Genomic DNA, 26,494 nt, shown 5'->3' on the forward strand with positions numbered 1-26,494 from the left:
GCTCCGGATCCGTGAGTATCCGCTTCTGCTGGACAGGAATATTGTGTTGTTCTGCCCTAGGCAAAGCATAATATTTGGGATTGCAGAAGCACTGCTGGGGAAGATGCTTCAGTGAGCGTGTAGCCCAATCGGCTTGGATGTTGTGCCGCCAATAGTTTGCAGAGAGTTGCAACCGCCAAACTCCTATGCAATCTAGAACTGGATGGGTGTTTTCTAACCGAGGTGATCGCTTGCCGACTGTGCTGAAGTGCCCCGGACTAGGGTGATGCCGCAAGCAAACCATCAACTAAGGACAGATCGCTACAATGGATTTTTCGATCGCCGAACTCTTGGCCAATCTGGATGAGGACAAACTCGTTGCCCCAAAAACCCTAGAGAATAAGCTGGAGTGTCAAACGGACAACGATATTCGCAAGTTACAGATTGCACTGGATGCCCTAGAGAAAATAGGCGTTGTTGAGAAAGAACGAGGCAAATATCGTCGGCTGGCGGAAGAGGGGGTCGTAGAAGGAAAGCTACGGTGCTCCAGTAAAGGCTTCTGTTTTGCCATTCAAAACTCGGAAGAGTCCGAGGATGTCTACATTCGTGAAAGCCAACTCAACACCGCCTGGAACGGCGATCGGGTCCTAGTACGTGTCACCAAAGAAGGTAGCCGCCGTCGCAGTCCTGAAGGCGAAGTGCGTTTGATTCTGGAACGGGCCAATCCCTCCATTTTGGCGCGGCTGAAAAAATTAGAAGACGGATCCTTTAGGGCCGTTCCCCTGGACGATCGGCTGTTGTTTGAAGTCATTTTGGAAGAAAGCGACTTCGACCTTGACGAAGCTCTCGATCAACTGGTGCATGTGGAAGTTCTGCGCTATCCCCTCGGTAGTACAGGCCCGATCGGTCAGGTGGCGGAACTCCTTGGTACCGACGACGAAGCCGACGACATCAAAATTGTTTGCTGCAAGCATGACCTGCCCCGCAGCTTCCCCGATCATGTCCTAGCTGCGGCCAAAGCCCTGCCTAACAAAATTGCTAAGGCTGAACTCAAACAGCGCATTGACTATCGCGACGTGCCGACGATCACCATCAAGGCCCATAGCGAAGACAGCGCCGATGATGCCATCACCCTAGAAGAACTGGAAGATGATACCTGGCAATTGGGGATCCACATTGCCGATGTGGCCCACTACGTCCAACCGGGGACGCCCCTCGATCGGGTGGCCCAGCGGCGCGGGGTGTCGATCTACCTGGGCGAGACCGTCATTCCCATGCTGCCGGAAGCCATTACGGATAACCTCTGCTCCTTGCAACCGGGCAAAGATCGCCTAGCGGTCTCCGTCCTGCTCAACCTGAATGATGAAGGGGAAGTGCTGGAGTACGAAATTCAGCCCACGGTGATTCAAGTCGATTACCAGTTGAGCTACGAGCAAGCCGAGGCCATTCTTGCGGAGGAAGAGTCCAAGGAACTGGAAGCCTTTGAACCGATCGCGGATATGCTAGTCAACCTCGATCGCCTCAGCCATGCCATTAAGGAACAGCGGCGATCGCGGGGAGCCTTTGAACTGAACCTGCCCGAGAAAATCTACGCCCGTGCCGACGCGATCGAGACCCCGGAGGAAGCCGCGAAATACACCTTCAGCAAATTCCACTACGACGACGAAGGGGCCTTGGGGGCAGTCGTTCTTTCCCCCAGCTTGCCCATCCACTCCATGGTGGTGGAACTGATGCTGTTGGCCAACCAAACCGTGGCCCAACATCTGCAAGCGTTGGAGTTGCCAGCGGTCTATCGCGTCCATCCTTCACCGGACTTAAATGCGGTTCAAGACTTGATGAAATTAGTTGCGGGCATGGGCATCAATCTCACTTTGGAGAATGACGAAGAAGTCTCTCCCCTCGACTTCCAAAACTTCACCCGGCGCTTTGCTGAATCGGGGTCGGAGCGGGTGCTCACCTACCTGTTGCTGTCCACCCTCAAACCGGCCTTCTACAGCACTACGGCCAAGCCTCACTTTGGGCTGGCCCTAGAACAGGGGTACGTGCACTTCACATCCCCGGTACGGCGGTATCCTGACCTGCTGATCCATCGCACTCTCCATGCCATGTTCGAGGAAGGTCGCGATCGCAAATCGGCGCGATCGAAGGAGGGCGTGGATATTCGCCACAGTTCCTGCCATGGTGAAATCACCTGGAACGTGCTTCCAGACAAGTTGCAACAGGAACTGGCTTCCCACTTTGAACTCGTTGTGGCCCACCTCAGCGAGCGGGAAAAGGTGGCCCAGGATGCCGAGAACGACCTGGAAGGCTTGAAAAAAGCGGAGCTGATGAAGGAACGCACGGGAGAAATCTTCCACGGCGTCATCACAGGCGTTCAGTCCTACGGGTTGTTTGTGGAAATTGAGGAATTACTGGTGGAGGGCTTAGTCCATGTCAGTTCCCTCAAGGATGACTGGTATGAATTCCGATCGCGCCAGCAAACCTTGGTAGGTCGCAAAAACCGCAAGCAGTTCCGCCTCGGCGATCGCATCGAAGTCCAAGTCAAGAGCGTAGACTACTACCGTCAACAGATAGATTTGGTGGCAGTCAGTGGTGGTAGCACGGCCAGCGAAGATATCTTCCTTTCGCCTGATGATGATGACGACGATCGGGGGAGTTTTGACAATGATTTCGATGGGGATGATGAATAAACCAACTCCTCCGAGGGATTTTGGGTCCGTCCATTTTGACTGGCTTAAACCCCTCTGGTAGACTGCTGGAAATTCATCACATTAGGGCACAGCACGTCTGTGCCCTTCTGCATCACAGGGAATAGCAAACCATGGCGCGACCTTTGATTTTGGGTGTTTCTGGAGCTTCAGGGTTAATTTACGCTGTTCGAGCGCTCAAATTTTTGTTAGAAGCTGACTGGCAAATTGAATTAGTGGCCTCTAAGGCTGTCTACATGGTCTGGTTGGAGGAGGAAGGGATTAAAATGCCCGCCGATCCGTGGCATCAAGAAACTTTCTGGCGGGAAAAATGCGGAGTGATGCACAGCGGAAAACTGACCTGTCACCCCTTTGGTAACGTGGGTGCCAATATTGCCAGCGGATCCTTTCGGACGGTGGGGATGTTGGTCATGCCCTGTAGCATGAGCACCGTGGGAAAATTGGCGGCGGGCCTCAGTTCCGATTTGTTGGAACGGGCAGCGGATGTGCAACTAAAGGAAGGTCGCAAACTGGTGATTGTGCCCCGGGAAACGCCCTTTAACCTGATTCATTTACGCAATCTGACCACCTTGGCGGAAGCCGGTGCCAAGATTGTTCCGGCCATTCCGGCTTGGTATAACCATCCTAAAACGATCGAGGATTTGGTTGACTTTGTTGTTGCCCGTGCCTTTGATCAACTGGATATCGACTGTGTTCCGATCGAACGTTGGAAAGAAGATCCAACATCCCCTGTCCCTTCCTAAAAGCATCAGCTAGCAATCCAGAAAACAATTACGAATTTAACAAATGACCAATTTAAAAAATCACTAATTTAAAAAGTCACGAACTCAAAAATTGCAATGTGAGTACAATGCGAGGCGTGGAACAATGGGAATGCCCTGCCAGGTGAATAGTATTGTGAAACTGAAGGCGGACGAGTTTCCCATGTCCCTGACCCAGGAAACGGTTCACACTGCCCAGAAAAGCGGATACCGCATTTATCCGATCGATGTTCCGTTGCAACTGGTAGATGACCAATGGCAAGCCCAGGGAGAAGTGATCATTCAACAACTCACCTGGGAAAGCCAGAGAACCACGATCGTCTATCGTATCCATCGCTGCTACGAGGTTCCCTTCGCAGTTAAGTAAAGTTCTCCTCCTAGGTCTGCAATTTCCTCAAAATGCGCGATCAAGAAGCATTGAGGACATCGTTGGCGTAGATCACCGTTGTGGGATGACTATGGCGCGATCGGCTGTCTACAAACTGACTAGCAGAAATGTGGTTACCAGAAATCTGGCTATCAGAAAGCTGGCTAGCATCGCCTTCTTTTTGGGCATAGGCCAGTAACTCATCAGTCCATGCTGTGAAAATATCAAATACTTTTTCGACTAACTCGATCGCGAACCTTTGCTCCGCTTCTGTCAATACAAGTGATTCCAGTAATTGCTCGCTTTCGCAGGATTTTGCAGCATGGCCATTTTCTAGATTGAAGTGAAATTGACCAAAGTATTGATATTCCTGTTGATTCAGAGCCTGGAGCTCTTGGGCCACTTTGGACGTTAAGCTAAACAAAATATTTCCCGTAGCTTCGATCGCTTCGATGACAGCAACTTTATAAATGGGCTCAGCATTGAACGTATAAGCTGCTAATTGATAGGACAATTGCCTTGTGATGGGTGTATCATCGCCCCAGAGAAATCGTAATGTATCAACAAATCCCTTAGAAGTATTGAATCCCAACTTATTCAAATCGGTTAAAAACCAAGGATAGTGGTGATCATCTTCATAGGTATGTTCATTGACTAGTTGTTGTACTGAACGGGTATCGGCATTGTTCCGAAATACATATTTATTCAGATCTCCAAAACTCATGATGAAATGGGCCATACAAGGCGCAAAGGCCAGCCGTTTTCTGGGATCAAGGCTGGTATCTGCCATGAAGGTAAAGAGCGGTAGTTGCGCATAGATTTGCTTTTTCCGTTCAATCAATTCCAGGATACTTTTCATGGAAACCTCTGAGAGAGTTGCTACATCGGAATTACACATTTTTCGACAGAGCCTTATGCAGGAAGGGCAATGGAATCAGCATGGGAACCCGCGATCGATAGTTCGCGTAAACTTCGCCATGGACGTGAATTAAATCCCGTTCTTCAAATTGAATGGCAACAAGGATGTAAACAGTTGTCACAACGGCAAAGAAGAGATGGGCCGCAGTCATTTGGGGCGTCGCCCAGAAGGCCAATAGCCAGCCGAGATAGAGGGGATGGCGAACGTGCTGATAGGGGCCTGGGGTTTTGAAGGCGATCGGGGTATAGGACTGGTTACGCCAATACAAATAGACCTGCCGCAATCCAAAAAGATCAAAGTGATGAATCACAAACGTGCTACCCAGTACAATCAGCCAGCCGAGGGCACAGAGCAGGTAGAGGAATGCATGCCCGAGGGGATGGTTGACCTGCCAGATCATGCCCCCCATGGGTTGCCATTGCCAGAATAGGAGCAATAACGCGGCACTCGATGCCAGGACATAGGTACTGCGCTCGATCGGGTCTGGAATCACCCGCCGCCACTGTTGCTTAAAGGCCGGACGCGCCATGACACTATGCTGGATCGCAAACAAACCTAACAGTAGGAAATTGATCAGACAAGCTTCTGGGAACGATCGAGTTAGGCCAGAGTCTAGCGTTTTGGGAACCAGAAAATTGCCAACGAACCCGATCGCGTACAAGAACGTGAATAGAAAAATCAGATAGGTGACAATGCCGTAGATCAATGTAATGAAACGGCCCATGATGAATTGCTCCCGGTCGATTGCAGAAATGAAATGATGACGCTCCATTTATTGCCCTCCTTCGTCTGGATCGTCGATTAAGTTAATTTGGGCTTCTTGGGATAACACCTTGATCGATCGGGTACCCGGTGCAAACTTCTGAGTTTTGCGAAATTCCGCCAAGGAAGCAGCTTTTTCAGGTAAGGGGATAATCACTGTTTCAAAGCCTGGAAGACTCTGGCTTGGATAGATGTAGTTGGGGTACAAAAACCAATATTCAGAATAGCGATCGGCCTTGACACTGCGGTCAGGAACATAAATTCGTCCTACTTCCTTCCCATTCTGAAAAATGCCCATAATCCCGCGTTCCATCTGCGCAGAAACGGGGGCAGAGAAGAAGTTCATCAGAATCACGAACAGCATCAAAACGCAGGGGATGAGTAAAAATCTACGATCGAGCCCTAGGAAACGAACTTGCTTGCGTGAATGCATAACTTTAGCTCACTCATGGAATAAACAATGGTTTATGTCGAAGACTATGCAGATTTCACAGAAATGCAGATTTCACAGAAATGCAAATCTTACAGAAGAAAACTGAGTTAATATTGGCTGCTATCGAACTATAGAAGTTGCTCAGTAAAAGCTCTATTCATACAACAGCCAATATTGAGATATGGCTAACACACAGCTAACACATGACTAGCACAGCACTAAAAATTACTGTGATTGAACACTTATCGACAACCGGGGCAATCCTCGTAGAATGCTTTGACCATGGCGTCCAGTTCTTTCCCGTGGTTGACATATTCCGCCCACAGATCATCGTAACTGGTCACAAACGTCTGCCACTCGCTCTTGACCGTATTCATTTCAGAATCGGGACTGGAGCCGACATCCTTCAGCTTGGAACCTAAAATACCGATCGCCACTCGAGTGCGTTTCAGGTTTTCCACCACGGCATTCTTTTTGGGAGCCCAAGCCCAATTCCGATCTTTCTCATGCAAGCGTTGTCCTGTGGCCTCCAGTTTTTCCTGTACATAGTCTAGATTGAGGCGCAATTCCCCGGTAAGGTTGTAGGCATCTCGCAGCCGCTGAGTAGCCACCGCATCCATCAACATAGGATAAAGTTTCTTGGCATTTTCCCAATTCACTTTGCGAGACTCATCCAGTTTGGCATGGCTAGCTGGGACATGGGCCAGCAACATAGCCGCAGACATCCCGATTGCAACCAAGGGGGACAAAGATTTCAGTTTCATGATGTTCTCCTAGAGAAGAGTCAGTTGTAAAAATAGACAGAGAGAAATTGTTGGACTAGCCAAATCATCAACTAGCCAAGTCATCAACAAGTACGGCAGTCTGGCCGCATTACAGCCAAGCTGCTACAGAAAAGAACTACAGTAAAGACACCGTTCACGACTGCGATCGCGGGAAGCTAGAAATCACCTTTTTTGCATTTCTGGCATTTTTCAACACCAGCACTCACATTTTTCAAGGGATCCTGGTGTTTAGCGTTACCTTGTTCCCAATAGGTAATCAATTGAGTGGCAATCACTTTGATGTCTGGATTGCTTTCGCTCTTTGCTTTGTCGATCGCATCCTTGAATGCTTTTTGCACTGCAAGGCGGGTATTAAGACAGCTTGTGCCTTTAGCAATTCGAATATCAATCTCTTTGAGATCATTAAACTTATGCGATTCACATTATTGATTCAGCATGGTCAACCTCAGACTGTATGTTGCTTTTGCCTATTTATAGTTATAGGAATATAGAGGGCTAATACAAAACTACCCATAAGGGTAGTCTTCAGTAAATTCACCTTTAAAGTGAATCAAAATCCAGTTTTTATCTATCCAATACTCGATTTAAATATTGACTAAATTGAATGCCTTGTAGTTTGAATTATTTAAATAAAAATAATCAGGAATTGAGCGATCGCTGATGGCAGTGGATTTCAGTTTGTAAATTGTGGCGGGCTGCTTGTTCAAGGTCGGCAAAGAGTCGATTGGTGTGGTAAATTCGATCGCGCTGGAGAAAGTTTTGTAAAACCGCAATGCGACCCTGTTGATACTCGGCCAGAGAAACCCAGTCATATTCCCGACGGATGGCCGCAGCATAGCGATCGTAGTCCTGAGGCGCACTCCCTAAGATCGCCAAGTCAGCGTCTAGGAGTAAAGCCGCATCGGGTAAATCATCCGGAATACGATGGTCTTGGGTGGCCAGAATTAATCGCTTAATTGTGTGGATGCGATCGCGATCGATCGACCAAGCTTCTAAATAACCTTGAGCGACGGCAGCACTTTCGGCTTCGTTTGTCCTTTGGGTGGGATCGTAGACGATATCATGAAACCACGCCGCACACTGTAACGCGAGCCAATCTTGAGCCTTGGGACGGAGGGTTTCCAAGGTGTCTAATACATGGGCAATGTGTGGGAGGGTGTGGTAGTGGCGATGGCTTTCTGAATAGGCGTTGACAATTTCTTGATAGGTTTTCGTAATTTCGCGGTCCTTGACTGCCCAGGATTTTAACAGGGTATACCATCGCATCTTCATTGGGGTTTATCCAAGCAATACTGCAATAAATTTCTAAAATTGCTAGTCTAAAATTACGTGAGTTCGATAATTCGTGGTGAGGCTCGATCGTCGGGGCTGCTCCGCAGCGAAGATCGGGGAACGTCTCCCCGCCCCCCTGCGATGTCAGGGGACTCTACTCCCCCGACACCCCCCGAAAGTGAATTCTCCATTTTTAAGGACAGGAGATCTGTGAGGGACACTTTGGCTTGTCGAACTCACGTTAAAATTGCTAGAAAGATGGCTAAAAAATTTAAGGGATCTGAGTAACAGCCCAGATCCCCATACTCAAACCATTTAGTTTGCCAAGCCGTTAACCTCTCGTCGAAATCCGGGCCATCTTCTTGAACGGTAGACTCACTTTACCCGTCAAACTCTGAAAATAAATGCCGCCAACCGTGATCAAAAACACCCCGTAGGCGACACCCTGCACCATGAATAGCCGTTGCGTATACCCAAACAACGCACTCAAAATCACCCCAGGAAAGCGATCGTCCGGTAACACCTTACTGAAGTTCCAGACCATCGGCCCCAGAATGCAAGCCCGATTTTCCGCCTTGACAAAGCGCTCTTGGAAGAAACACAAGGCCGCAGACTTGCGATCGAGACTGGCTAACGCATTCAACGCCACATCAAAATGCCCCAGGGCTGTCACCACCAATCCCGCCACAATCAGCAGCAGCAACACCCCCATCATCATAAAAAACTTACGCAGATTCAAGCGAATGCCCAGCTTGAACAACATGACCCCGATCGCTACAGCACCCGCTAGACCAGCTAGAGCTCCCAACGCAGGTACCAACCCCTGCTGAAACTTCGCTGAAATAAATAGTACCGTTTCAAAGCCCTCGCGAATCACCGCAAAAAAGATGAGCGCAAATACGCCCCAACCGGCCTTGGCCTGATTTAGGGCTGCATGAATCGCGCCTTCCACATCGGTCTTGAGCGTGCGGGCATTTTGCGTCATCCAAATCAACATCCAGCTCAACAGCCCGATCGCCATCAGACTGAAGACCCCTTCCAGCAATGGCTCAAACACCGGGCCATACTTCTCATTGGATTGCCCCAAATTTTGCACAAACCAACTGAGCAGCACGCCCACCAAGCCACTCGCCGCCAATCCCACGCCTACACCGCTATAGACCCAAGGTGTTAGATGGGATTGGCGTGCTTTTTTGAGATAGGCCAAAACAATGCCAACGACCAATGCCGCTTCCACCCCTTCCCGCAGGGTAATAACAAACGTGGGTAATGCAGAACTCAAGTCCATAAAATACAATTCCCAATGCGAGTAAAGAAGAACATTCAATCGCTAGACAGATATGGCTAGACAAGTATTGCTAGACGAAATTTCAGCCTCGATAAATCGCAACCTAGGATGCCTTTTTCGTTTCCGTTTCAATTTGTTTGATCAGCGTACCCACCTCTTCCGGTGTTTTTACGGATTGCTGGGGAGGAATGGCTGTAGGCCACACCTTCAACAGATCCGCCATCATCGCAATAATCTTTTTGTGACTGTCGGGATATTCTTTCTGAATCTGATTCGCAATGCCTTTGTACAACTCATCGGCGTACATCACAAAACCGCGAGAGTCCTGATATTCGATCGCTTCCTTCACTTTGCCATCGGCGATCGCCGATGTATATTCTGAATTCGCCGTATCGAGCAAACCATTAATCACTTGCAGCACAAAATCGTGATCCTTGTGTTGGGTCTCCGGTAGCGCCGCGATCGCACCATCGATCGACTGCATAGATGCTTTGTATTCTTCAGCAGTTTTATTAGCATCCTTCGCACCTGCCTTCACCCGATCCTGAAGCGCAATCAACTCATTCTTAAAGGCTTTTACATTGCGTTCATTCAGCTGATCTTCCACATCGGCATAAATTTCTTCCACCGGGTGGCCAATGTGGGGTTCGGCTTGATCTGGCTTACCCAAATCTAGTAATTCCTTGGCTACCATCATGTGGCCTTTCATCAGGCTCAACTTCACCATGTAATCGACATCCTTCGCCTCTCCCGTTAGCTGAATATCTTCGATCGTCACCATATCCTTGATCTGATCGAACTGCGCCTGGGTAATGACGTTTTTGGACACCAATTCTTCAACTTTGCCGTAGGGACGACTGGCCTGGATTTTATTGGAAAGCGCCGGTACGCCCAGCTTAGCCTCCAGCTTATCCAGTTCTGACAAAATCGCAGCGTTGATATTAATTCTCTTGCTATGGCCCATATCCGCATGGGTTGCTTGCTCAGTGGGAGCAGTACTGGCAGCAGAGGTATTTTGGGAGGTGGATGTCGAGGGTGCTTGATTATTGCAAGCCACTAGGACGACTAGCCCACAGGAAGCAATCCATAGCCCGAAAAACTTCAAAAATTTCATCCTTCAAACCTTAGTGGTAATTTTTGACAAAAAGCTGACATGATTAATGCTTGTATTTGATGGAGGGTGAGGTGAATCGGGAGATTTCTCCTCGGGCAGCATCCTCGAAATAAGTCCCTAAAAACTGCGTCAGACAAGGAATCTAGAGTGCCCTAGGACTCAAAATTTGGAGAAAGGGGGATTTAACACGATCGAGACTCCTAGATTAATAGAGAGAATTTGATGAGAATAATTAGCTTTAACTGATTGAAAGCTATTCTGACGGTTTGTCGTAGGCATGTCAACTAGGCAATCCAGAAATCACATCGAAATAGCCCATGCACCCTGCTTCTGCGATCGCGTCTTGGTGAGGATGGAACATGAATTTCCCCGTTTCCTTAAAGCTGAATTCTAGAATGTGCCGTTCCGCTGTGCCCATGGTGATCACGTCGGTTTCGTAGGATGGCTCTAGCAATCGCCCCGTTGGGTTGACCCGAAATAAATTGGCGTGGAGGTGGAAGGTGGCCACGGGATCAAACTCAATCAAGTTCAGCACATACAGCCGAATCAGTTGATTTTGCTGAATTGGGATCGGCTGATGCATATAGGCGTGGGGCAGACCATTAAAGGCATACAGTTCATTTTTGTTGTCGTTATTAGTGTCATAGCCCGCCATGATGAGCACCATTTCATCCGCTGGGGGACGCGGTTGGGGGGGATCGATGATGAACATCCCGTAGAGTCCTTTGCCAATGTGGCGCGTGACGGGGGCCACGTGGCAATGGTAAAGATGGACACCGTAGGGTTCGGCATCAAATTCATAGATAAAGACATTGCCATTGCGCACGGGTTTTACGCCATCCATGGCCGCAGGGTGAGTTCCATGGAAATGCAGGGAGTGGGAGTGGCCCGCTTTGTTGTAAAAAATGACCCGAATGCGATCGCCCTCAGTGGCGCGAAAGGTGGGGCCAGGAACCCGACCGTTGAGATTCCAGGTAATAAATTTAGTGCTTTTATTGAGTTGCAGTTCTCCCGTTTGGGCTTCGACGCGAAATTCCCGCACAGTGCGCCCGTTTTCTTGGGTAACGGTACCGTAGTCAAACTCCCGCAAAATTTTTAATGGACTGATGCCAGACCCGTGGTGCATGGCCTCCTGGGGCAAGGGGGGAATGGTCACAGTTGCCGATCGTCCCCGCGATCGCCACAGTTGCGAGAGGCCGATCGTGGCACCCCCTGCCGCCCCCAGAAGCAGCCCAGCTTGCAGCAGTTGTCGTCGATTGAATAAGGGTTGCTTGATGTCCACGGTCTTGCTCGCAGGATCAATTCCCACCGTAATTTCCCTAGTCAATTGGAACGAGTCAATTGGAACGAGTCAATTGGGAGATTTTAATGAGAAAAGGTATTGTCTAGGGTATCATCGCATTTTTTCAACCGAGTGCATAGAGGATTCGTTAGGTTAGCCCAATCTCTCCTGCCGGAAAACCGATGAAACGAGGGTCGGGAATCCGCTCAATGCCCTACTCTGACTGCATGGAAGTCTTAAACGGGTGGAGTGCTTTGCCCAGGGTAGAGCGATCGAGGATCAAATCACAGAGGGCTCTTCAGTAAAAATTATTGCAACTATCTGTCATTTATGAAATTTATCTGCTAAGGTGAAAGCAGATAAATGATTATGGGTCTCAATAAGATTTTTCGTTTTCAACCATCCCAAAACCGCAACTAGGTCAACCAGAGGTCACACCGTGGGTAAGCAAGCCGCTCTCAAACGTCATCAAGAAACGCAATGTCGCCTTGCAGGACAGTTTCTCGGGTTTTGGTACAAGCGAGATGGCCAAATCAAAGGACTCCGGCTGCAAACATCGCTGGGTGAACAGGAGATCAAGCTGAGTAAACCCCTGCGCAGCCAACTGGCAACGATGCTGACCCCAGGAAGCTGGGTGGAAACCATTTGCGATCGTCGAATCGATTTCACAACGGGGATGGTCGTTCTTAAGGTGCAGTCCATTGAATCCATCAGCCTGCATCGTTCAACGCTCAATAAAGCTCTAGATAAAGCTCTAGATAAAGCTCTCAATCAAACTCTAGACAAAGCTCTAGATAAAGCCTTAGATCAAACCCCAGATCAAGCCCCTAGCGCTCAGCCAGTTGCTGCCGTTACGCCTTTTGCTGCTGTTACGCCTTTTGTGCAACCTGCATCCCCCTGCAAAAAAATGAAGATTTTGATGTGCCAAAAATCCGATTGCATGAAGCGGCAGGGCAAAGCGGTGTGTCGAGCCTTGGAAGCGGCTTTGGACGATCGGCAATTAACGGAATTTGTCCAAGTCAAGGGAACCGGGTGTCTGAAGCATTGTAAGTCTGGGCCGAACTTAGTGGTGGATAAGGTGCGCTACAGCAAAGTCAAGCCGGAGGAAGTGCCGGACTTAATCGATCAGCACTTCGTTGCACAACTAGCCGCCAGTTAGGGAACCGTATCCCCATCAAAATCCCCATCAAAATCCCAATCAAAATCCCAGTCAAATTTTTGGGAAATCTTTCAACTATTGCATCTGCTCAATTAAATGATCACCGACGCGCAAGGCATTGGCGATGATGGTCAATGCAGGACTCACACTAGCATTGGATGGGAAAAAACTGCTATCGACAACGTAGAGATTATCGATGTCATGGCTGCGGCAATTCAGATCTAACACTGATGTTTGCGGATCTGTGCCAAAGCGACAGGTTCCACACTGATTTGCCATTACTTGAATCGGAATTTCACCGCGCGGATGGATAAACCCCCGTTGAAACCCGTCCAGTTCTTTCTCCACGGTTTTGAGCACGTCCGTCCAGCGATAAATTAAGCGATCGTGGGCTTCAATGTTGTTGGGGGTGTAGTCAATAGTCAGTTTGTTGCCGTCTAGGTGCACCCGGTTGTTGGAATCAGGTAAATCCTCCGTTTGTGCCCACCAACCGATCGATCGTGTGGCTAACTGCTTCAGGCCAAACCCTGGCAGAAATTTTGCTAACACTGAAAACATGGGGGGCGCTTCCGCAAAGATGATATCCGTGAGTAAGCCTCCCGCGTTTTGAATATGTCCCATGGGATAGGGAAAATCGCGATCGCTGCCATAGAAATCATTGACACAAACGGTTTTGGGAAACGCGCCGGAATTAGTCTGGGTACTCAGTTGCACCACGACCGTCATCAAGCTTTTCATCAGGTTGCGTCCGACTAAGCCGGAACTATTGGCCAAACCGTTGGGGTGGCAGTCATTGCGCGATCGCAAAAGCAGCGCAGCGGAGTTCACTGCTCCGCAGGCCAGCACCACCAGATCGGCCAGAAACAGATAGGATTGGCCAGCGATTTCTGCTTCTACCCCTTTGACAGCGCGACCCGAGGGATTGGTGTGCAAGCAAACCACCTTTGCCCCCGTTTTTAGGGTGACATTGGGATGCTGCAAGGCGGGGACAATGCCACTCACTTCGGAATCATTGGTGGGATCATCCGTTTGCCGGGTTAATCCCAGCGGCAGCGGAGCCGGGTGCAAATTTTGCTGGGTGAGAGTTTCTACAATGGCTGCCATCTGGGGATCGTGGTCGATCGCGGGGAAGGGATAGTCCTGGCTGTGGGGTGGTTCAGTCGGATCGGCCCCCACCTGCCCATGCACTTTATACAGCCGCTCGGCTTCGGTGTAGTAAGGTTCAAAGTCCGCATACTTGACGCCCCACTCCGGAGAGACGCCTGACTGATGCTTGACCGCTTCAAAGTCCTGGGCCCGAAATCGCGTTAGCACGGCACCATAGATTTTGGTGTTGCCCCCGATCGCGTAATTCATCTGCGGGGAAAACGGTTCCCCATAGTTGTCGTACCACTGCTCGGGGGCATGGTAGCGTTCCCGCTTAAAGATATCGACGTTGCTGCGGTTTTGCTCTTCCAGGGGCATGAAATCCCCCCGTTCTAGGATCAAAATCTTTTTGCCCGTGGGAGCCAGCTTTGCAGCCAGGGTGCCGCCCCCCGCCCCTGTGCCAACAATAATTAGATCGTAAATTTGGTCATCGATAATCATGGGTTTACCTCTCTACCACACCATTACGGCCATCCTGTAGTTGCAATACTGTTACAGCAACAGTACTACTGACTGCAACAGTCTTAATTACAGTGATAGTCTGAATCACTGTAATAGTCTGAATTACTACAACCCTATTACTGCCACAGATAAATCAGCACAAATAAAATAATCCAGATGACATCGACAAAGTGCCAAAACAGAGAGGTGGCTACCACCCCAAACTCACCCCGATCGTAATTACCAGGGATAAACGATCGCAGCAACATCATCCCCTGCAATAAAATTCCGGTTAGCACATGCAAGCCGTGAAATCCCGTCAGGAGATAAAAGGTTCCCCCGAACAACCCATCGGTACACCCAAAGGGTAGGCCGCGCCATTCCACCGCCTGGCCGTAGAGGAAATAGCTGCCCATGGCCATCGTCAGCAACCAGAACACCCGAAATCCCCAAAGATTTTTGGCATGGAGAAACCGTTCAGCAATGTAGATGACAAAACTACTGGAAACTAAAACCACCGTGTTAATTGCGGGTTCCCGGACTGCCAAGCCCGTGACGCCGGGAGGCAACCAGTCCAAAGCAGTGGTTTTGTAGACGATATATCCGGCAAAAAAGCTGAGGAAAATGACACTTTCCGACAACAGAAAGACGATGAAGCCAAACAGACGGTTGCCTGCGTCGTCGTGGGTGTGCTCTGGGTGGGTGTGTGGGTCTAGAGCCGGATTTGTGGGACTTTCTGGGTTGAGTGAGGCATCAATTTCAAGGGGATTCATGGGCGACCTCCAGCCGATCGGGATTGGCAACCAACGGCTCTGTCTTACCGTAGCCGTAGGGTTCTGAGATGACGATCGGGAGTTCTTCAAAGTTTTCAACGGTGGGGGGCGAAGAAACCAGCCATTCCAACCCGATCGCCCGCCAGGGGTTCTTGGACGCCGTTTCCCCCTGCACCCAGGAGCCAATCATGTTCAAAATAAAGGGCAACGTAGACATCCCCAACAGAAATGCGCCCAGACTGGCAATGACATTCCAAAAGGCGAATTCTGGATCGTAGGAGGCCACCCGTCGGGGCATGCCCTGCAAGCCTAGGGGATGCATGGGAAAGAAGTTCAGATTCGTGCCAATCAAGGTCAACACAAAATGCAACTTACCCAACCCTTCTGAATACATCCGTCCCGTCATTTTGGGGAACCAGTGATAGAAGGCAGCATACAGGCCCATGACCACCGCACCGTAAATCACATAGTGAAAGTGACCGACAACAAAATAGGTATTGTTGACGTGAATATCAACGGGAACCGCTGCCAGCATGATCCCCGTCACGCCTGAAAAAACAAACATCACCAGTCCGCCTAGGGCGAAGAGCATGGGGGTATTCAGGCGCAGTTTGCCACCCCAGATCGTTGCAACCCAGGCAAACACTTTAATGCCCGTCGGCACGGAAATCAGCATTGTCGTGGCCATAAACAGCATCCGCATCCAGCCGGGAGTCCCACTGGCAAACATGTGGTGCACCCAGACAATGCCACTCAAGCCGGTGATGACTAAGGAAGAAATCGCGACCACTTTGTAGCCAAAGAGCGGTTTGCGGGCGTAGACCGGGAAAATTTCTGAAAAGATGCCAAAAATGGGCAGGATGATCACGTAGACGGCAGGGTGGGAGTAGAACCAGAAAAAGTGCTGAAACAACACCGGGTCGCCCCCTTTCGCGGGATCAAAAAAGCTGGTGCCAACGGTGAGATCGAGCAGCAGCATGACGGCCCCCGCAGTCAGCGCGGGTAAGCCAAAGAGTTGAATCATTTGTGCGGCAAACACCGTCCAGACAAACACCGGCATCCGAAACCAGGTCATGCCCGGTGCCCGCATCCGCGCGATCGTGGTGATAAAGTTCACAGCCCCCATGATCGAGGAGACCCCCGAGATCGCAACGGCGACCAGCCACAGCACTTGACCGTTGATCAGATGACCCGTTGGATTCTGAAGGCTCACCGGAGGATAGGCCCACCAGCCCGATTGGGAGGGGCCACCGGGCACCCAAAAGCTGGCCATCAAGATCACCCCAAATACGGGCACCATCCAAAAGGCCACGGCGTTCAGGCGTGGGAAGGCCATATCCTTAGCCCCAATCATCAGCGGCACTAAATAATTGGATAGCCCTACAAGGGAAGGAAACGTCCAGAGAAACAGCATGATGGTGCCATGCATGGTGAACATGGCGTTGTAGACCGATCGATCGAGGAGATCGGCTTCTGGGGTAATCAGTTCCCCTCGAATGATCATGGCGAAGATGCCGCCAATCAAGAAGAAGAAAAAGGAGGTGACCAGATATTGAATCCCAATCACCTTGTGATCTGTGCTGAAACTAAAGAACCGCTGCCAGTTGTTCGGCGCACCGGGGAGCGGTTGTTCAATTTGAGCTAGCTCGTCAACCGAAAGATTGGTCATGGGTTACTCCCTTTCAAACTGGGTACGTTTACGGTGGGGGGAGGTGCTGGTTCAACAATTTTCCAGCCCGTACTAATGGGGTTGTGGGCGCGATGGTATTCATCAAAGGCCCGGTTATAGGCAGGAACCGGAGGCTGAGTGGAGGCGGTTTCTAACCACTGCTGGTAGGCTTGGGGCGACTCCACCACCACATCGGTTTGCATAGCTGCAAAGTAGGTGCCGCTGTACTGGGAATCCCGCAGCCGATAGCGTCCTTCCCGGATGGGGGTAAATTCCAACTCAATCACCTGACCGGGGATGATGTCTTGCTTGACGCGGAAGGCAGGGACAAAGAAACCATGCAGCACGTCTTCAGAATGTAGGGCCAACTGGATGCGCTGGCGGTTGGGCAAATGCAATTCGGTACTGGTAACGACTGGCTGGGGATAATGGAACTCCCAGGCCCATTGCCGCGCATATACGTCAATGTGTTCTACGGGCGGACGATCGGAGGGCCGATCGGAGGCTGGGTCGGCAGATGCCACGGGCGGGGCGGCCTCCGCTGCGGCGATGCCGGACATCCCGGACATTCCCAGGTGGACATGCTCCATGGGCCCTAGAATCGACATTTGGTCGTAAATCTGGTAGCTGTAACCTGCAATCCAGATGACTAAAACAAAGGGAATGATCGTCCAGACGACTTCCAGGGTGATATTACCTTCAATAGGTGGCCCATCACTGGCGTCATACTTCCCAGCCCGCTGGAACAGGACGGCATAGGTCAGCGTTCCGACCACACCCAGAAAAATAAAGGTTCCTAGGGTGACTAGGAAACTAAAGAGTTGATCCACCAGTACCGATTCCGCAGATGCCTGGGGTGGGAACCAGGCGTAGGACTGTTGCCCCATCCAGAGACTGATAAGGGCAAGAACGATCGCCACGATTCCGAGTTTTAAGATTGTGCCTCTACTCATGCCACCCTTCACCGCAACAGCAAATTGGGATCTTCACCGATGCGCAACAGGCGATCGGCGGTGATATGCACGCCAAATTCCGCGGCCAGTTGCGCCCCTAGCGTCCCATGGACAAACATCAACGCAAAGATCCCTATCCCTGCCAGGAGGTAACTCCACTGCACTTGCTGGGCTTGGTCTTTGCGCCAGAGAAACCGCTGAAACCCTCTCCAGACGGTCATTGCTACAATCAGCAATAACAGGATCACCCCGCCCACTCCATGCCAGAGCATGGTTTCCATGGCCTGTAACCCCCAGGCACTCGTAACATCGGTGGGCGGTGTTGCTAGCAAGATCTCGTAGAACCCAGCGGCAACGGTAAAAAAGGTAATGATGGCTGCCGCAACGATGTTGTACCATCCCACATCAAAGAAGCTCGATCGGGTGGCAGGAATCGCCAAAAACTTGAAGACAGGTTTTTCCAGGGGAAAGAACACGCCAACGATATCAAAAGCGATCGCGGCGATAAACAGCCCCAGGGTCAAGTGAACGAGATTGGGGTGAATGGGAATGGCGTAGGGCAGGCCGTTCTGACCCAGGTGATCCTTCAGCTGATCGATTAAGTTCAGATCCATTACAGAATCCCCTCCTTCACGGCTTCCACAACGGGGACTGTATGCAGTCCATAGACCCAAACCAGAATATCTCCGAGATAAACCTGAACGCAAACTAACCCAACTAACACAATTCCCACCCCCAGGAATGGGACGGGTAATTCCTTAGGATTGCCGGAGCGCAGGATATATCGCCACGCCGTAATCGCTGCAATAATGCCAGACAGTGACCAACCCAGTAGGGTATGCAAATTCAGCGTGGATTCTGCGGCGGTGTAGGGTTCTGCCAATCCCGCTTCAACTTGTCCAAAAATAATGGCAATAAAAATAGAAATGGTTGCAAAAAATAAATTCCACCAACTCACTTCATACAAACGAACATTACGTGTGAAATAGCCGAGGACATCACAAAACACCGCAAATAATACCATGGCAATCACAAAATGCACGACGATCGGGTGAATGGTATCGGGATAGGGCAAATTGTGATCATTGAGCGGGGGAAGATACTCCAGCATAATTCAAATTAAATTTAAACTAAGAATGAGAAGAGTCTGCCGATCGAGTTTTCTGATATCGGGCTAGCTGAGGAAGCTAGTCAATTAAGTTAAAACCCGCAGCAGACATCTGTCTGTATCATTGAGAGCAACTCCACAAAAATGACAAAAATCCAGCGTGGCAATGGCTAGAATGATACAAACCTGCTCATTGACAATATTTTCCATAGTCGCTTTTTCCATAGTCGTTTTTCCATAGTCGCTATCGCTTCCTATTTCTCGTCCTTTCTGCGTGTGAACACCGATCGGACAAGAACCCTATTATTTGGCAGAGAATCAATCACGGCGATCGACTAATCACCAGGCTACAATCACCGGAATCTATGTTGCAACATGTTGCAACAGTCCATTGGGAGAGTCTAGCGTGGTTTCACTCTTTCGTAGCTTACCGAGGAAATCTCCTCTCTGGTGGGGTTTGTAGGATTTTTTTAAGACTCATCGGCTAACCTATCCTTGAGTTACAAGTGCGACACGCTGTCTTAGAATTATCTAAACTTTAGAATTGCCTTAACTTTAGACTTGTCCTAGATTAAGCTTGATGGACTATCCTTGACCATTGCCCTTTAAGCTTGCCAGTAGATATTCCGATTAGACATTTACCTATTAGACATTGACCCATTAGACCTTCCCCAGCAGATTGCAAAGTGAGTTGAGCGTCTCTACCGGACTGATCCAGGTGATCACAGTGGTTGGTGATGGGGTTGGCGACGGGGTTGGCGACGGGGTTGGTGACATGGCTTCGTTAGGAGATTGACATCTATGTTGACATCTGTATTGACATCTCTTGCGCAACCCATGCCCCATCCCTTGTATGAATCCCTTGCATAACCCATACCCCATCCCTTGTATAACCCCTTGTATAAACCCCTTGTATAAACCCCTTGTATAAATCCAATGTATAAACCCAGCTGGTTAAAATTTAATCGGACTTCCTTCACACGCTTTGCAATTTTATTAGCAATAGTTGTGGTGATCGCTCTCTTTTTTCGAGATGACTGGATTCGGCCATTGTTGGGTGATGTTTTAATTGTGATGGTGATTGCTTATTTCATTCATGCGTTTGTTGCAGTGTCCCTGCGTAAAATTGCTATTGGGACACTGGTCTTTGCTTACACGATCGAGTTGCTTCAATTTTTCAATATAATTGATATTCTCGGCTGGCGTCATTCTCAACTAGCCCATCTCACCATTGGCTCCACTTTTGATTGGCGAGATTTAGTCGCTTATACGCTGGGGATTGCGATCGTGCTTTTCACCACCGATCGCGGATAGAAACCAAGGCAATGAAGCCTGCTCTTCCGGGGTCAAATCTGCTTTTCCAGGGTCATTTGTGCGAGTTGAATGATTTATGGAAAACAGCGTAGGACGGAGGCTCGCCAATACTAGTGGGTGAAATACTAGTGGGTGAAATTTACTCCCAGCCAACTGTCCTTATATGGCCGTTTGGACTTCGGATTCCTCATGCGGACTTGAAATCCGTCCCTCTCCAACCTGCCGTCCTCACACCTGTTGGGGTAAGACAGCATCGCCGTAGTGTTCATACTGGCACCACCACTCTGAGACTGTGTACGATACACACCCAAATATTCGCTAATCTCGTTCACTCACTTTCCCTGCTGTCACAGTCGAATAGCTTGCTATCGTAGATAATCTTGGGTTTCAATGCTGAGGTGTCGGGCATCAGGTTTATCCATCGCAAACCTCCTTGGCCCTCTATTTCTATCATAGCTCCACTGTAATTGCCTTTCGCCTAATATTTGATTGCCGAGGTAATAGTTCATACCAATGGCATCATTAACTTGCTTAACCAGAACTCTCAAGATTCCCCCCATGCTGTTTCAAGTTGATTGAAATCGCATACTAATATCCAACCAAGGCGCACGGGTAATCGGCGCACTACTAGAAATAAAATCTACCCCCGTCTCCGCGATCGCTCGAATCGTCTCCAAACTCACATTCCCCGATGCCTCAATCTTTACCCGTGGATTATGGGCACGAATCTTCTGCACCGCCTCCCGCATCCGTTCCAGCGGCATATTATCCAGCATAATGATATCTGCCCCGTGGGTCAGCGCCTCCGCCACCTGCTCCAACGTCTCCGTCTCCACCTCGATCGTCAACGGATAGGGTAGGCTCGATCTCACTTGAGCGATCGCAGGGCCAATTCCGCCCCCCGCCACAATGTGGTTATCCTTCAACATCGCCGAATCATCCAACCCCATGCGATGGTTCACCGCTCCCCCCACCTGGGAAGCATATTTTTCTAGAATCCGCAGTCCCGGTGTTGTTTTGCGCGTATCGGCAAACTGTGTCGGCAGATCTTCAATCTTCTCAACAAACTGCCGCGTTGCTGTCGCAATTCCACTCAACCGCATCACCAAATTCAACGCCACCCGCTCCCCCGACAGCAACGCATCAAAGGAACCGTTGATCTGGGCGATCGGCGTTCCCGCCCTGACAAATTCCCCCTCCACCACCTGCGGCACAAATTCCACCGCTTGATCCAAGAGGTAAAACACCCGCCCCGCGATCGGCAATCCCGCAATCACCCCATCGGCCTTCGCAATCCACAGCGCTTGACTGGTCTGCATTGCCGCTGCCCCGTCGCCAAGCCCCAACGCCTGCGTCGCCCGATCGCCCCGCCCAATATCCTCCCGTAGCCACTCCTGCAAACTGCGATCGAGGACAACCCAATGCGGCAGCGCGTATTTTGAACCCTTCATACCCATTCATCCTGCTAATTACTGACCCATCTTGCGTTTGAGTTGTTGTAACTCCTCCTCCGCTTCCCAATTTTGGAATTGTTTTTCCAACGGATCAGCCGGATTCACATTCATACGAGGAATTTGGTTCCAAGTCGCCTTCCAGGTTGCATTGGGAGCGGGGTTGGGCTGAGCTGCCCGCTGGGTTGCCTGCTGGGCCTGTACCTGTTCCAGCTTTGCCTTGACCTCCTGCCGCTGCCCCTGAATTTTCTTCTGCAATTCTTCCGTTTGCTTCACCCGATCGCGCAGCAGTTCCATCTGCCCCCACAGTTGGTTCCCTGTGCGAATCAACGAGGCTTCATGGGCTTGGGCCGGTTCCGCCAAATCCCGCCGATTGGCTGCCTTCGCCTTTTCGATGCGTACATGCCAACGCTGCACATCCTGGGCCGTTTCCCGGATTTTTTGCTCCACCTGTTGAATGCGCGATCGCAAGTCGGCAAGTAAGCGACCCGTTTCCTGCTCCTGCTGATAGAGCTTTTCCTCCAGCGCTTGCAGTTCCAGATGGGGATTATTTTTGAGAAATTCGTCAATCCGATCCTCTAGAAATTGGCTGACATCATCGAATAGACCCATCGCATAGCTCCTTCAGATAAGCTCTCCGCAAACGTTGAGTCAGCTTACCCCCAGGCCAATGCTAGGCCGATTTTCTAGGACGGCATGGGAGGGGCAAACACAAGTTAGACATTGATCCAGAACCTTTCTATTCTAACCAATTCCCAGTCCTCCGCTGAACGGTGAGTCCAAGGCCAAGTCGGCAATCGGTTGAGCCGTTGAATCATCTACTGTTGCAAATTATGCGATTAAATCGCTGATGATTCAGTTCGATCGAATGATTTCAGAAACTATTTTTGGTTATTTTTAATTAATTTTATTGCATTACGCTATTCTTTGCATTAACGACACTGCTTCTTGCGCTGTTACATATATTTATCCATCACACCCACACAGTATAGTACAATTGAATTAATCTAATCCATGCCATCCCTCAGCCCCCTATGCGGCGAGACACCATCTTCTACAAACTCTTCCAAACCTATCCCACCCTGCTGTTCGACCTCCTCGGAACCCACCCCACCCATGCCCAGCAATACCGCTTCGATTCCGTCGCCGTCAAAGAAGCTAAATTCGAAATCGACGGCGTCTTCCTCCCTCCCGAAGACCAACCTCCCGCCACAGTCTACTTCTGCGAAGTGCAATTCCAACGCGACGAACAACTCTACGAACGCCTCTTCGGCGAATCCTTCCTCTACTTCTACCGCCAACGGCAACGCTTCACCGACTGGCAAGCCGCCATCATCTACCCCACCCGATCGATCGAACAAGCCACGATCGGCCCCTACGAAGACCTATTCCACGGTTCCCGCGTCCATCATATTTACCTGGACGAATTGGGTAACCTCGACAATTTGCCCCTCGGTGTTGCCCTGATGGTACTCACCATCCTGGATGAAGCCACAATTCCCCAAGCAGCCCGCAATCTCCTCGATCGTTCTAGCCAGACCGAACTCCCAGAGCGCGATCGGCGTGGCATTATGGAAATGATCACCACCATTTTGGCCTACAAGTTTACCCATCTCACTCGTCGCGAGGTAGAAGCCATGCTCGGCATCACACTCCAAGAAACCCGCTTTTACCAAGAAGCCAAAGAAGAAGGCCGGGAAGAAGGCCGGGAAGAAGGTCGGGAAGAAGGTCGGGAAGAAGGGCTGCAAACGGGGCGGCAACAAGAATGCCGATCGCTCGTGCTGCGCCTACTGACCCGACGCTTGGGCACCCTGCCCGATGAAATTCCATCGCTCTTGGAAGCCCGATCGATTTCTAACCTGGAAGCCCTTGCCGAAGCCCTCTTCGACTTCACGACGATCGCTGATTTACAAACCTGGTTACAACAACATCCTGACGAGCAATCATAGACCATCATCGGGGGTAAGCGACCGTCACCCCCGATCCCCCATCATGCTTCTCGGCTGCTTCAAACTTGGCCACCCGAGGATGCTGCTTCAAAAACTCATGCACCCCTTGGCGTAATTTTCCTGTTCCATGGCCATGGATAATCCAGATTGGGCCTTGGGCTGCTGAAATTGCCCGATCGATCGTAATTTCCGCATCAGCAACCCGACTGCCCCGAATATCAAACGTATTACTCTCCGTCCGGATCGCAGGGGCTAACGGTGGAGGGGTCGGTTCGGCCTTGCGATTGTCCTTAGTTTGCTCCTTCGGTTTCTCCTCCCGTTGTACCTTTTGGCCTTGCAGCGATTCAATTTCATAGATCGAGATGGTCATCTTCATGATGCCGAACCGAACTATCAAATCCTCCACATCCACCGCCAGTACTTCCGCCGTCTGCCCTAAACGCGGAATTCTAACCCGATCGCCCACCTTTGGCTGAAATCCCGGTTTTTGCTTCGGTTGTGCGGAGGGTAAATGGCGATTGGCCACCTTTTGCAACTGTTCCGTCGCCGCTTGGGCATCCTGGGCAGTGGGTGTCCCTTTTTGCAATTGCTTAATCACCTGGGCAATCTGCGACTTCGCATCCAACAGCATTTTTTGCACCGCATCTTCCTGGGCCTGCTTCAGTTCTCGCTCCCGTTCCTTCAGCTTTTGCGCCTTTGCGGTCACCTGCTCATAGAAAAACTCCGCCTGCTTAATCAAGCGATCGGCTTCCTTGGCCTTGGCTTCCTGTTCCCGCCGTTGTGCTTCCAATCCCGCAATCACGTCGTTAATATCCTGGGACAGCCCTCCCACATAGGTTTGGGCCGCATCCACCACAGAATCTTGGAGACCCAGCCGTCGCGCGATCGTCAAGGCGTTCGATCGGCCCGGAATGCCCCACAGTAGCCGATAGGTGGGCGAAAGTGAGACATCATCAAATTCCACCGAAGCATTTTCAAAGCGATCGTCCTGGTATTTCAACGCCTTTAACTCGCCAAAGTGTGTCGTCGCGATCGTCAATTTTGTGTGATCGGCCAAATGCTTCAACAACGCGATCGCCAAGGCACTCCCCTCCGATGGGTCTGTCCCCGCGCCAACTTCATCCAACAGTACTAGAGAATTCGACAACGCCTTAGAAACCGTAGCAGATGACTCAGAAGATAATGTGTCAATTAACGCTGGGGACTCTGCTAGAGAATCTGCATTCTCCTCATTAAGCAACGTTTCAGTTAGTTCGATCGGTAATGCTTCCCCTGGAGATAACGCATTCAAAATCCGACCAATGCGGCGAATGTGACCAGAAAACGTCGATAGACTCTGCTGCAACGACTGCTCATCCCCAATATCCGCCAGAATTTGGCTAAACCAAGGCAGTTCCACGGGTTCCCGCGCGGGAACAAATAAGCCCACCTTCGCCATTAACACCGCCAGTGCCAGGGTTTTCAACGTCACCGTCTTCCCCCCGGTGTTTGGCCCCGTAATCGCCACGACCCGAATCTGCGGATCGATCGTTAAATGGATCGGCACGACATCACGCCCTTGTTCATGCTGTTGCTGCCAAATTAACAGCGGATGGCGCAAATTCCGTAGCACGATCGGCTCTGTTTTTCCCGCTTCCCCCCAATCAATAAATCGCGGCGGATTCGCTTCTAACCAAAAGCTATAGCGCGCCCTTGCCGTCGCCAAATCCAACCGCGTACAAATTGCCACTAACGCTTCTAAATCCTCTTGAACCGCAGCCACCTGTTCCGTTAGCTTGCGTCGAATGGCCTCTTCTTCCGCCTGTTCCTGCCGCAGAAATTGCCGCAACGCATTATTCATCTGCACCGTCGATTGCGGCTCCACATACAACGTTGCCCCACTCATGGATGCGTCATGGACAATTCCTGGAATGGCATCCTTTTGTGGAGCCTTCACCGGAATCACAAAACGGCCATCCCGTTGAGTAATGACGGGTTCCTGAATCGCGTTACCGTGGCGACTCAGCATTTTTTGCAAGACGCTATAAATTCGATCGCGGGTGCTGCGAATTTTTTCCCGAATGTCCGCTAACTTTGGACTGGCCCGTTCCGTTACCTTGCCCCGATCGTCAATGCAGCGATAAATTTCCTGTTCGATTTCAGGATAGGTGCGCAGTTCCGCTACCAATTCCGTCAGCGTTGGCAAATTGTCCTGATTCTCGATCGTCCGTCGCAGATTGCGTGCCCCCGCCAAGGTCGTCGCAATCTCCAGCAACTCCTCTCCAGAAAGAATGCCTTGCAACGCCGATCGTTCTAAGGCATCCCCAATATCCTGAATGCCCGTAAACTGCAACCCGCTTGCCAATTGATTTTCCAGCGTATAGACTTCACGGGTTTGGGCCAATAATTGCAAGGTTTCGGCTTGAGTGGTGGGAATTTGTAAATTCCGCGCTGCGATCGCCCCTAACTTTGTCGCTGCAAAGGTCGCCAAATGCTGACAGAGCCGCGACCACTCTAAGAGGTCTAAGGTTTCTTGTTGGATGCGATCGGGCTGGGTCAAAGTTGCTTGGGTCAAAGTTGCTTGGGTCAAAGTTGCTTGAGTCAAATTTTGTGGGCTAGCAGGGGGAATCAAAGCGTTCATCGGGAAAACAGGACTCTCTCTATTCTAAAGGATGGTGTTCGGAGCGACATCCTGGGCAAGGGGTTAACTAATCGGATCGTCAATGCGATCGTGCAGCTCTGGGGTTTGCTGGGATTTGCTGTCCAACGGGATGCCAAAAGCCCTATCCTAGGATTTCTGGATTTCGCCAGCCCATTCAATGGATCCAAAAAGCCACCTTCTTGGTAATTCCTGATAAAATATTGACTTTTAATTTTGGTAA

Annotated in this window: 25 protein-coding genes; 6 read left to right on the plus strand and 19 right to left on the minus strand. The window is 50.4% G+C overall.

Features of this window, described 5'->3' with window-relative positions:
• Positions 1–305 precede the first annotated feature (305 nt).
• The 3 genes from H6G21_RS04660 to H6G21_RS04670 all read left to right on the plus strand — a co-directional run bounded on the left by H6G21_RS04660 (position 306) and on the right by H6G21_RS04670 (position 3,815).
• Entirely contained in the window at positions 306–2,669 is a 2,364-nt protein-coding gene (locus H6G21_RS04660; protein WP_190571021.1) for a ribonuclease R family protein, read from the plus strand.
• 131 nt (positions 2,670–2,800) lie between these two features.
• Positions 2,801–3,430, plus strand: a complete 630-nt coding sequence (locus H6G21_RS04665) for a flavin prenyltransferase UbiX (protein ID WP_190571023.1) — start codon at positions 2,801–2,803, stop codon at positions 3,428–3,430.
• 124 nt (positions 3,431–3,554) lie between these two features.
• Positions 3,555–3,815 carry a DUF2584 family protein gene (locus H6G21_RS04670; RefSeq protein ID WP_199307013.1) on the plus strand — a complete coding sequence of 87 codons (261 nt, stop codon included), beginning with the start codon at positions 3,555–3,557 and terminating at the stop codon, positions 3,813–3,815.
• 40 nt (positions 3,816–3,855) lie between these two features.
• Here the strand turns inward: H6G21_RS04670 and H6G21_RS04675 are convergent, their stop codons facing one another.
• The 9 genes from H6G21_RS04675 to H6G21_RS04715 form a co-directional block, all read right to left on the minus strand.
• Positions 3,856–4,674, minus strand: a complete 819-nt coding sequence (locus H6G21_RS04675) for a hypothetical protein (RefSeq protein ID WP_190571025.1) — start codon at positions 4,672–4,674, stop codon at positions 3,856–3,858.
• 31 nt (positions 4,675–4,705) lie between these two features.
• Positions 4,706–5,458, minus strand: a complete 753-nt coding sequence (mddA, locus tag H6G21_RS04680; protein ID WP_190571027.1) for a methanethiol S-methyltransferase — start codon at positions 5,456–5,458, stop codon at positions 4,706–4,708.
• 48 nt (positions 5,459–5,506) lie between these two features.
• Complete coding sequence (locus tag H6G21_RS04685; RefSeq protein ID WP_190571029.1) at positions 5,507–5,929, minus strand: hypothetical protein; 423 nt, start codon at positions 5,927–5,929, stop codon at positions 5,507–5,509.
• 242 nt (positions 5,930–6,171) lie between these two features.
• Complete coding sequence (locus H6G21_RS04690) at positions 6,172–6,693, minus strand: hypothetical protein (RefSeq protein WP_190571031.1); 522 nt, start codon at positions 6,691–6,693, stop codon at positions 6,172–6,174.
• Between the two features lie 176 nt (positions 6,694–6,869).
• Positions 6,870–7,052 (minus strand): hypothetical protein, encoded by a 183-nt coding sequence (locus tag H6G21_RS04695; RefSeq protein WP_190571033.1) that lies wholly within the window; start codon positions 7,050–7,052, stop codon positions 6,870–6,872.
• A gap of 301 nt (positions 7,053–7,353) precedes the next feature.
• Positions 7,354–7,986, minus strand: coding sequence for a hypothetical protein (locus H6G21_RS04700; protein WP_190571035.1), 633 nt, complete (start codon positions 7,984–7,986; stop codon positions 7,354–7,356).
• A gap of 331 nt (positions 7,987–8,317) precedes the next feature.
• Positions 8,318–9,274 carry an FTR1 family protein gene (locus H6G21_RS04705; RefSeq protein ID WP_190571037.1) on the minus strand — a complete coding sequence of 319 codons (957 nt, stop codon included), beginning with the start codon at positions 9,272–9,274 and terminating at the stop codon, positions 8,318–8,320.
• Between the two features lie 103 nt (positions 9,275–9,377).
• On the minus strand, positions 9,378–10,388 hold the full coding sequence (locus H6G21_RS04710; RefSeq protein ID WP_190571039.1) for a helix-hairpin-helix domain-containing protein: 1,011 nt from the start codon (positions 10,386–10,388) through the stop codon (positions 9,378–9,380).
• 280 nt (positions 10,389–10,668) lie between these two features.
• A complete protein-coding gene (locus H6G21_RS04715) occupies positions 10,669–11,697 on the minus strand; it encodes a multicopper oxidase domain-containing protein (RefSeq protein WP_347277977.1) in 1,029 nt (342 codons plus the stop codon).
• A 412-nt stretch (positions 11,698–12,109) separates the two neighbouring features.
• Here H6G21_RS04715 and H6G21_RS04720 point away from each other — a divergent pair, with 412 nt between their 5' ends.
• Positions 12,110–12,829 carry a (2Fe-2S) ferredoxin domain-containing protein gene (locus H6G21_RS04720; protein ID WP_347277978.1) on the plus strand — a complete coding sequence of 240 codons (720 nt, stop codon included), beginning with the start codon at positions 12,110–12,112 and terminating at the stop codon, positions 12,827–12,829.
• Positions 12,830–12,904: 75 nt separating this feature from the next.
• Here the strand turns inward: H6G21_RS04720 and H6G21_RS04725 are convergent, their stop codons facing one another.
• The 7 genes from H6G21_RS04725 to H6G21_RS04755 all read right to left on the minus strand — a co-directional run bounded on the left by H6G21_RS04725 (position 12,905) and on the right by H6G21_RS04755 (position 19,144).
• The gene (locus tag H6G21_RS04725) at positions 12,905–14,416 is read right to left on the minus strand and encodes a GMC family oxidoreductase (protein WP_190571042.1); all 1,512 of its coding nucleotides are present in this window, start codon (positions 14,414–14,416) and stop codon (positions 12,905–12,907) included.
• Between the two features lie 137 nt (positions 14,417–14,553).
• The gene (locus H6G21_RS04730) at positions 14,554–15,189 is read right to left on the minus strand and encodes a heme-copper oxidase subunit III (RefSeq protein WP_190571044.1); all 636 of its coding nucleotides are present in this window, start codon (positions 15,187–15,189) and stop codon (positions 14,554–14,556) included.
• A complete protein-coding gene (ctaD, locus tag H6G21_RS04735) occupies positions 15,176–16,858 on the minus strand; it encodes a cytochrome c oxidase subunit I (protein WP_190571046.1) in 1,683 nt (560 codons plus the stop codon). The genes H6G21_RS04730 and ctaD overlap by 14 nt, the downstream gene beginning before the upstream one ends.
• Entirely contained in the window at positions 16,855–17,811 is a 957-nt protein-coding gene (locus tag H6G21_RS04740) for a cytochrome c oxidase subunit II (RefSeq protein WP_190571048.1), read from the minus strand. The genes ctaD and H6G21_RS04740 overlap by 4 nt, the downstream gene beginning before the upstream one ends.
• A gap of 8 nt (positions 17,812–17,819) precedes the next feature.
• On the minus strand, positions 17,820–18,425 hold the full coding sequence (locus H6G21_RS04745) for a DUF2231 domain-containing protein (protein ID WP_190571050.1): 606 nt from the start codon (positions 18,423–18,425) through the stop codon (positions 17,820–17,822).
• Positions 18,425–18,922, minus strand: a complete 498-nt coding sequence (locus tag H6G21_RS04750) for a DUF2231 domain-containing protein (protein WP_190571052.1) — start codon at positions 18,920–18,922, stop codon at positions 18,425–18,427. The genes H6G21_RS04745 and H6G21_RS04750 overlap by 1 nt, the downstream gene beginning before the upstream one ends.
• 84 nt (positions 18,923–19,006) lie before the next feature.
• Positions 19,007–19,144 (minus strand): hypothetical protein, encoded by a 138-nt coding sequence (locus tag H6G21_RS04755; RefSeq protein WP_190571054.1) that lies wholly within the window; start codon positions 19,142–19,144, stop codon positions 19,007–19,009.
• Between the two features lie 783 nt (positions 19,145–19,927).
• Between H6G21_RS04755 and H6G21_RS25955 the strand changes: the two genes are divergently transcribed.
• Positions 19,928–20,233: a DUF2809 domain-containing protein gene (locus H6G21_RS25955; RefSeq protein WP_347277979.1), complete on the plus strand. Its 306-nt coding sequence runs from the start codon at positions 19,928–19,930 to the stop codon at positions 20,231–20,233.
• A gap of 566 nt (positions 20,234–20,799) precedes the next feature.
• Here the strand turns inward: H6G21_RS25955 and nadC are convergent.
• Both nadC and H6G21_RS04770 read right to left on the minus strand, forming a co-directional pair.
• On the minus strand, positions 20,800–21,684 hold the full coding sequence (nadC, locus tag H6G21_RS04765) for a carboxylating nicotinate-nucleotide diphosphorylase (protein ID WP_190571058.1): 885 nt from the start codon (positions 21,682–21,684) through the stop codon (positions 20,800–20,802).
• 18 nt (positions 21,685–21,702) lie between these two features.
• Positions 21,703–22,296 carry a TIGR04376 family protein gene (locus H6G21_RS04770; protein ID WP_190571060.1) on the minus strand — a complete coding sequence of 198 codons (594 nt, stop codon included), beginning with the start codon at positions 22,294–22,296 and terminating at the stop codon, positions 21,703–21,705.
• A gap of 422 nt (positions 22,297–22,718) precedes the next feature.
• Between H6G21_RS04770 and H6G21_RS04775 the strand changes: the two genes are divergently transcribed.
• On the plus strand, positions 22,719–23,633 hold the full coding sequence (locus H6G21_RS04775; protein WP_190571062.1) for an Rpn family recombination-promoting nuclease/putative transposase: 915 nt from the start codon (positions 22,719–22,721) through the stop codon (positions 23,631–23,633).
• A gap of 4 nt (positions 23,634–23,637) precedes the next feature.
• Here H6G21_RS04775 and H6G21_RS04780 read toward each other — a convergent pair whose 3' ends face one another.
• On the minus strand, positions 23,638–26,253 hold the full coding sequence (locus H6G21_RS04780) for an endonuclease MutS2 (protein WP_190571064.1): 2,616 nt from the start codon (positions 26,251–26,253) through the stop codon (positions 23,638–23,640).
• Positions 26,254–26,494: the final 241 nt, after the last annotated feature.

This window comes from Alkalinema sp. FACHB-956 (assembly GCF_014697025.1).
GTDB lineage: Bacteria > Cyanobacteriota > Cyanobacteriia > Leptolyngbyales > Leptolyngbyaceae > Alkalinema.

Coding starts and splice junctions, on each gene's coding strand:
- H6G21_RS04710 (WP_190571039.1), bottom strand. CDS start 10,388: ATGAAATTTTTGAAGTTTTTCGGGCTATGGATTGCTTCCTGTGGGCTA.
- H6G21_RS04745 (WP_190571050.1), bottom strand. CDS start 18,425: ATGGATCTGAACTTAATCGATCAGCTGAAGGATCACCTGGGTCAGAAC.
- H6G21_RS04770 (WP_190571060.1), bottom strand. CDS start 22,296: ATGGGTCTATTCGATGATGTCAGCCAATTTCTAGAGGATCGGATTGAC.
- mddA (WP_190571027.1), bottom strand. CDS start 5,458: ATGGGCCGTTTCATTACATTGATCTACGGCATTGTCACCTATCTGATT.
- H6G21_RS04685 (WP_190571029.1), bottom strand. CDS start 5,929: ATGCATTCACGCAAGCAAGTTCGTTTCCTAGGGCTCGATCGTAGATTT.
- H6G21_RS04690 (WP_190571031.1), bottom strand. CDS start 6,693: ATGAAACTGAAATCTTTGTCCCCCTTGGTTGCAATCGGGATGTCTGCG.
- H6G21_RS04755 (WP_190571054.1), bottom strand. CDS start 19,144: ATGGAAAAAGCGACTATGGAAAATATTGTCAATGAGCAGGTTTGTATC.
- H6G21_RS04775 (WP_190571062.1), top strand. CDS start 22,719: ATGCGGCGAGACACCATCTTCTACAAACTCTTCCAAACCTATCCCACC.
- H6G21_RS04750 (WP_190571052.1), bottom strand. CDS start 18,922: ATGCTGGAGTATCTTCCCCCGCTCAATGATCACAATTTGCCCTATCCC.
- H6G21_RS04670 (WP_199307013.1), top strand. CDS start 3,555: ATGGGAATGCCCTGCCAGGTGAATAGTATTGTGAAACTGAAGGCGGAC.
- H6G21_RS04660 (WP_190571021.1), top strand. CDS start 306: ATGGATTTTTCGATCGCCGAACTCTTGGCCAATCTGGATGAGGACAAA.
- H6G21_RS04740 (WP_190571048.1), bottom strand. CDS start 17,811: ATGAGTAGAGGCACAATCTTAAAACTCGGAATCGTGGCGATCGTTCTT.
- H6G21_RS04675 (WP_190571025.1), bottom strand. CDS start 4,674: ATGAAAAGTATCCTGGAATTGATTGAACGGAAAAAGCAAATCTATGCG.
- H6G21_RS04705 (WP_190571037.1), bottom strand. CDS start 9,274: ATGGACTTGAGTTCTGCATTACCCACGTTTGTTATTACCCTGCGGGAA.
- ctaD (WP_190571046.1), bottom strand. CDS start 16,858: ATGACCAATCTTTCGGTTGACGAGCTAGCTCAAATTGAACAACCGCTC.
- H6G21_RS04700 (WP_190571035.1), bottom strand. CDS start 7,986: ATGAAGATGCGATGGTATACCCTGTTAAAATCCTGGGCAGTCAAGGAC.
- H6G21_RS04665 (WP_190571023.1), top strand. CDS start 2,801: ATGGCGCGACCTTTGATTTTGGGTGTTTCTGGAGCTTCAGGGTTAATT.
- nadC (WP_190571058.1), bottom strand. CDS start 21,684: ATGAAGGGTTCAAAATACGCGCTGCCGCATTGGGTTGTCCTCGATCGC.
- H6G21_RS04780 (WP_190571064.1), bottom strand. CDS start 26,253: ATGAACGCTTTGATTCCCCCTGCTAGCCCACAAAATTTGACTCAAGCA.
- H6G21_RS04730 (WP_190571044.1), bottom strand. CDS start 15,189: ATGAATCCCCTTGAAATTGATGCCTCACTCAACCCAGAAAGTCCCACA.
- H6G21_RS04725 (WP_190571042.1), bottom strand. CDS start 14,416: ATGATTATCGATGACCAAATTTACGATCTAATTATTGTTGGCACAGGG.